We start from the raw sequence: 6,429 nt of genomic DNA on the forward strand, positions 1-6,429 counted from the left end.
GTGATCGTCGGTGGATGGCGCGGGCGGGAGGGGGACGTCGATGTGGCTTCAACATGGCTTCGACGTGGCAGGGCATGGTCTCGGCTGTTTGCCGGGATGCGGGCCACTCAGGTCACCCGTGAGGGACCCGCATCTGGGGCCCGCGCGTGGGGTTCGCACGAGGGGGTCCGCGCGTGGGGTTCGCACGAGGGGGGTCCGCGCGTGGGGTTCGCACGAGACACCTACGCAAGGCACCCGGCTGGGAGGCCCGCCTGGAGCCGCCCAGCTGGGGTGGCCCACCCGCCGGGGACGGTTGACGCGGTGATCATTCTGATAGTGCCAGTGCCGGATGGTGAGCCGCGATGATCAGCGTCCTGCTCGCCGATGACCAGCGACTGGTGCGCGCAGGGTTCCGTCTGATGCTGGAGGGCGAGCCCGACCTGGTCGTCGTCGGAGAGGCGGGCGACGGCGAAGAGGCATTACGCCTCGCCCGCGCCGAGACGCCGGATGTCGTGCTCATGGACGTCCGGATGCCGGGCGCGGACGGCATCCAAGCCACCCGCCGCATCGTCACCGATCCCGCGCTGACCGGGGTGAAGGTGGTGATACTCACGACGTTCGACATGGACGACTACGTCTACGGCGCGCTCCGGGCCGGGGCCAGCGGTTTCCTGCTCAAGGACACCGAGCCGATGGAGCTGATCCACGCGGTGCGCGTGGCGGCCAGAGGGGACGCGCTCATCGCGCCCGCGATCACGAGGAGGCTGATCGCGGAGTTCGCCGGACGGGTGACCAGGCCGGTGCCCGAGCTGAGCGCGCTGACCGAACGGGAACGCGAGGTGCTGGGCCTGATCGCGTCGGGCCTGTCCAACGAAGAGATCGCCGAACGTCTGGTGCTGAGCCCGGCGACGGTGAAGACGCACGTCAGCCGCATCCTCGCCAAACTGGCGGCCCGCGACAGGGCACAGCTGGTGGTGACAGCGTACGAATCGGGGCTGGTCACCCCGCGCTGGGTCCGCCGCGAGCTTTGACCAGCCACCCGCCACCGGGGCAGCAAACGATCATGGTCGCCTGGGATCGATGTGCCGCTGGGCGCGCGAGAACAGCGCGTCCGGCGACATGGACGATCCGTCTCCCAGGCGGTGAGCCGGCGTCGCGTCAACAGATCGAGGATCACCGGTGACAGGCGTGCGACATCGGCGGGCCGGCACTCCTCGGCCTGCCCGGGTCGGCTCGGTGAGGACGTTGGCCAGCAGCTTTCCGGCCCCGTTGTGGCGTTGAGCGCTGTGCGGGGGGTGCCCGTCGCGGCCGTGTCCCGTCCCCCGGTCGTCGAGCCGGCCAGCCTTTGATGGGGACTGCCGGGTAGACGCCTCCGCTGGCCACCTCCAGCGTGATGCTCGTGCGATCGTCGGGCGGAGCGGGGTAGTAGACGTAGGCCCTGCCGGTCTCGCCCCCATCCAGGGCGGGGACGTAGTTCTCGACGAACTCCGTGTCCATCTTGAGCGGGTGGTAGCGCGCCTTGGTGACCGGATCGACCAGGATGAAGGCGCCGAAATCGGCGCCGGCGGAGAACTCGTGGTCCCATCCGGAGAAAGGCGCGGAGGACGGGACGAACGTGCCATCGTTGATCTTGGTGACGTCGAAGGAGGCCACCACTTAGGCTCCGTCGCGATAGATCGGCAGCACGTCCACCTTGAGCTGGTCTGCCCGGTTCTTGAACGACCAGGTGAAACTGGCCACCCGCCCTCCTGGGTCGGCACGGAACGAGGCCGGCGCCACGGTGGAGCCGCGTACCTGGTCGGTGGAGGGGCTCGTGGTGCTGGTCACGTCCGGGCCCTGCTGCTTGATGGAGTAGGAAATTTCTACGCGGCGGTTCCTGGCCCGCCCTGCGGGATTGTCGCTGCCGTCCCGCTTGTCGTTCTTGGCGATCGGCTCGCGCTCACCCTTGCCTTCCGGTCTGTACTGGTAGTCGCTGCCGAGCTTGGCGGCCAGATACTGCCGCACCGCCTCGGCCCGTTTAACCGACAACGTCTGGTTGTAATCGTCGTCGCCCTTGTTGTCGGTGTGACCGGTGATCGTGATGGGCGGTTTGGCGAGGTCGGCCCGTCGTCTGGTCTCCTCGACCACGTCATCGAGTACGGCTGCTGCCTTCGTGCTCAGACGCGCTCTGTCGAAGGTGAACAGTACGTCGGTGCGCAGGCCGATCGTCTCCGTGTCACCCGCCTGAGTGGTGGTCTTCACCGGTGTCTCCACCAGTTCGTTCGCGTCGGAGACGCCTGACCAGATCTCCCCGCCCGGCGCGACGACGGGCCACTGGAACGTGTCGCCGGTCTTCGGCATCTCGGAGGAGCCGCGCTCACGGGCGGCCGGCTCGGCGCCGCCGTCGGTGACCGGGATGCCGGTCATCGGGCCCATCGGCAGGTCGGGCACGATCGACATCGCCTTGGCGGCGGCCGGAAGGGGCGGGAAGTAGACCTCGACCGGGTAGCGCACGCCTGGCACGAAGTCCTCGGGATAGTCGGCAGCGGCCGTGCGATTCCTGGTGCCGAAGGCGTCGCCGTTGCTGTCCTTCTCGCGCAGGGTGAAGTAGATCTTCCTGCCGATCGGGTCGAGCAGCCTGAACCTGGCGAAGGAGGTCTGCATGGTGCCGTAGCCGAAGGCGCCGGCGGTGTTGGTGGTCGCCGTGGTCATGATCTCCATACGTAACACGGTCAATTCGGCGTGCCGCTCGATGGCCTGCACCTCGATTTTGAAGGGGTTGGCGGTGTAGAAACCGACCATGCCCTCGCTCACGTAGCTCCCTCCTGCCGAAGCTGGGGTGGAGGGCGGCACCGAAGGCGCAGTACTGGAGGCCGCGGCCGACGGGGTATCGCGCAACGGCTGGTCCTTCTGCCCGCATGCGCAGGTCAGGGCCGCCGTGAGTACAAGAACGGTCGCTCGCAGGGGGTGCATGTCGACAAAACCTTCCTTGTCTGACAAGTCAGCCGTCCAGGCTATAGATCACCTGTGTGGCTCGCCTGGAAATCGATCAAACTCGGCCGTCGACCCGCGAGCGGATGGCGCCGGCAGGCAGGCCGCCTCAGGGTGCCGACCCCCGGGCTGCGCTCGCGTGGGCGTACGCGGCCAGGCCCCAGCGCAGCCGCTGGTCGGGCAGCGGAGCGTGGAGTGGCTGGCCCTTGTGGCGCAAGTCGGCGCGGGTCCCAGCCACCGTCCGACTCGCCATTACCAAGGGCAAAAAGAAGGGCAGGCGCTGCTCCCCGGCAACGGTCATGCGCTTGTTCAGCGAAAACGACGCCGAAACCGCCCCGGCATCGGCGTGACTTACTGGTCCCCGGGTCCACGTTCCTGCTGGACAGCCAAATCTGTTGGATGTTCGGCCGGATGGCACGGCAACCCCGAGCCGGGTCGTAGGTGATTCGTGGGCACCAGCTGGCTGTGGCCCGGGCGGTAGGCATGCCGTTAATAGACATCTGGATCCGACCAGGGCTGTAGACGACCTAGGCCGTTTTGTCTCGCCCCAGAGTCGTACTCAAAATCGAACTGTGGGCTGACGCGAACACACCCTCCCCCTTGAAACCCTCTCCCGCATGGACCTCCTCCCGCTGGCCCGCGTGGAGTTCGCGATCACCGCGGGCGGCCACTTCCTCTTCGTCGTGCTGACCCTTGGCCTGGCGACCCTGCTGGCCATCATGCAGGTCGGCGAGACGATCCGGCCGAGCGCGGAGAGCCGGGCCAGGCTGTGGTTCTGGGGCAGGCTCTACGTGATCAACTACGCGTTCGGCATCGTCACCGGCCTGGTGATGGAGTTCGAGCTCGCACTCAACTGGAGCCGGCTGACGACGGAGATCGGCCCGGCGCTCGCCCTGGAGACGATCGTGGCGTTCTTCGTGGAGTCGACGTTCCTGGGACTGTGGTTGTTCGGCTGGGATCGGCTGCCGAGGTGGGCGCATCTGGCGGTGATCTGGGTGGTGACCCTGACCGCCCACATCTCCGCGTACGTCGTCCTCGTGGCCAACGCCCACCTGCAGCACCCGGCAGCGGACCCATGGACAAATCCGGCAGCCTGGAGCGCGTTTGCCCACGTCACAGGAGCCGGACTGGTGACAGCGGGCATCTTCGTGGCGGGGATCGGCGCCTATCACCGTGATCGCCGCTCGGTCAGGCTCGGGGCATGGGCGCTGCTGCCCGGCATGACGATCGTCGCGGCGGCCGGTCATCAGCAGTTCGTCAGAGACCTGCAGCCCATGAAACTCGCCCTGTGGGACGGCACCAGCGCCGAACGCGCCGCACTGCAGAGCGAGATGGCCGCCGCGTACGGCCCGGGCGACTACATCCCGCCCGCCTGGGCCGCCACCGCCCTGCTCGCCATGCTGATCATCGGCGCCCTGCTGATCGCCCTCGCCCTGGCCGGCCCTTTCCTGGCCAGAGCCGCCCGCAGCATCGAAAGTCCCGAGCAGCAGCCCGAGACCTTCGAGCACCCTGCCGAGACCGCCACGCCTCTCAGTAGACGCGCCAAGTGGCCGTGGGGAACTACCAGACGCAGCGGAATGAGTGCCGATTACGTCGGGAGAACCGCCGAGAACGCCGGAGGACGCGCCGGGAACCGCAAGGGAGGACGTACCGGAAACCGCGAGGGAAGACGTGCCGGAAACGGCGCTGAAGGACGTGCTGGAAATTATGAGGGGACGGTGATGCAGCCGGCTGGATCGAGCCGAGGCGCGAAGATCTTCCTGTACGCCATCCCGCTCCCATTCCTGGCCGTCCTGTCCGGCTGGATCTTCCGGGAAGTAGGCCGCCAGCCGTGGGCCGTCTATGGGCGGATCAAGGTGGCCGACGCGATCACACCCGGCGCGGATGTCGTCCAATTCGCGATCTTCGGCCCACTCTTCGTGGCACTCGCCGTCCTGAACATGATCATCCTCTGGAGGCACGCCAAGGATAAAACGCCACTTCAGGCCATCAGATCACAGCACTTACTCACCCCAGAGGAACGAACGCCTTACCTCCAATACCCCTTATGACAGACATGCGGAAAGCCTCGCTGGATGCGGCCACAGTGTGCTTTGCCGTGTTCCAGACAGGAGAGGCGAAACCCGGATGGCGCGTGGTTCAGGTGACATGCCTCCTGGCGTGCGACCGCTTACGGTGGGCGACCCGGTCATCATCGGCCGATACCTACTCCTGGGCCGCCTCGGCACGGGCGGGATGGGAGTGGTGTATCTGGCCGAACACCCTCGGGGTGGCCTGGTGGCGCTCAAGACGCCGCATGCGGTGCATCTCAACGATGCCACGTTACGGGCGCGCTTCGCTGAGGAAGTGGCTTTCTCACGCAGATTGGTGCCCTTCTGCACGGCGGCGGTCGTGGAGGACGGCACCGACCAAGATCGCCCCTACCTGGTCACCGAATACATCCCGGGCCCGGCGCTCTCCCAGGTCGTCATGGCCAGAGGACCGTTCACCCCCGATGTGGCCTACGGCGTGGCACTGGGCGTCGCCGCCGCGCTGGTGGCGGTGCACGAGGCCGGGCTGGTGCACCGGGACCTCAAGCCGGGCAACGTGCTCCTGTCGCCGCGCGGGCCGCGCGTCATCGATTTCGGCATCGCCCGTGATGTCGACACGCTGGCCGCGCACACCCAGGCGGGACAGGTCATGGGCAGCCCAGGCTGGGTGGCACCGGAGCGCCTGACCGGCGGCACGGCGATGCCCGCGTCGGACGTGTTCGCGTGGGGGTGCTTGGTGGCGTTCGCCGCTACCGGCCACCATCCGTTCGGGGGTGGGGAGGCGGATGTCCTGACCAGGCGCATCCTGTTCGAGCCCCCGCGGATCGAGCACGTACCCGCGCTGCTCCGGCCTGCCGTCGAGGCTGCACTGGCCAAGGACCCCGCAGACCGCCCGAAGGCCGCCGACCTGCTGCGCGCGCTGCTGGCAGCGGGCGGCGTGGGGGCTCCTTGGGACCTGCGGCAGTCGGTGACGGGGGTGCTGGAGGAGATCTGGACGCCCATCCCCTACCCGCCCGGGCGAGGCCGGGTCCGCCTCGCGAAACCGCCAGGCGCCCCCACCTCCAGCGACTCCAGCGGCTGGAACGACCGCGGATCCATCGACCAAGATGCCGACGACCTCGGTGGGTGGGACTTCAGCGAGCCTGGTGGACAAGGTGCCAGTGCCTCTGCGGGCTGGACGGCCGACGCGTCTGCGGGGCGTGGGTCTATGGGGTGGGACGCCAGCGGGTCTGCGGAGCGGGGCGCACGTGGATCTGCGGAGCGGGGCGCGGATGGGTCTGTAGCGGGTGGTGCCGGCGGATCTGCGGAGCGGGATGCGCGTGGGTCTTGGGCGGGTGACGCCGGCGGGATTGCGGAGCGCGGTGGGCGTGGGTCAGCAGAATGGGACGCTCAAGGGCCTGCGAGGGGTGGTACGGGTAGGTCTGCTGTGTCTTATACACATCTGACGCGT

Annotated in this window: 5 protein-coding genes; 3 read left to right on the top strand and 2 right to left on the bottom strand. The window is 68.1% G+C overall.

Annotated elements, in window-relative coordinates:
* Positions 1 to 341: 341 nt before the first annotated feature.
* Positions 342 to 1,010 carry a response regulator gene (locus ETD85_RS59205; RefSeq protein WP_138698576.1) on the top strand — a complete coding sequence of 223 codons (669 nt, stop codon included), beginning with the start codon at positions 342 to 344 and terminating at the stop codon, positions 1,008 to 1,010.
* 142 nt (positions 1,011 to 1,152) lie between these two features.
* Here ETD85_RS59205 and ETD85_RS59210 read toward each other — a convergent pair whose 3' ends face one another.
* Complete coding sequence (locus ETD85_RS59210) at positions 1,153 to 1,632, bottom strand: hypothetical protein (protein WP_138698577.1); 480 nt, start codon at positions 1,630 to 1,632, stop codon at positions 1,153 to 1,155.
* 3 nt (positions 1,633 to 1,635) lie between these two features.
* Positions 1,636 to 2,772: an OmpA family protein gene (locus tag ETD85_RS59215; protein WP_170247447.1), complete on the bottom strand. Its 1,137-nt coding sequence runs from the start codon at positions 2,770 to 2,772 to the stop codon at positions 1,636 to 1,638.
* Between the two features lie 794 nt (positions 2,773 to 3,566).
* Between ETD85_RS59215 and ETD85_RS59220 the strand changes: the two genes are divergently transcribed.
* A complete protein-coding gene (locus tag ETD85_RS59220) occupies positions 3,567 to 5,000 on the top strand; it encodes a cytochrome ubiquinol oxidase subunit I (RefSeq protein ID WP_138698579.1) in 1,434 nt (477 codons plus the stop codon).
* 184 nt (positions 5,001 to 5,184) lie between these two features.
* Positions 5,185 to 6,429: serine/threonine-protein kinase (locus tag ETD85_RS59225; protein ID WP_240780125.1), on the top strand; the 1,245-nt coding region annotated here is incomplete at its 3' end.

Source organism: Nonomuraea zeae (genome assembly GCF_005889725.1).
GTDB classification, from domain to species: domain Bacteria; phylum Actinomycetota; class Actinomycetes; order Streptosporangiales; family Streptosporangiaceae; genus Nonomuraea; species Nonomuraea zeae.

Bases quoted from the DNA above. Each gene is read 5' to 3' on its own strand.
- ETD85_RS59220 (WP_138698579.1), top strand. From the start codon at position 3,567: ATGGACCTCCTCCCGCTGGCCCGCGTGGAGTTCGCGATCACCGCGGGC.
- ETD85_RS59205 (WP_138698576.1), top strand. From the start codon at position 342: ATGATCAGCGTCCTGCTCGCCGATGACCAGCGACTGGTGCGCGCAGGG.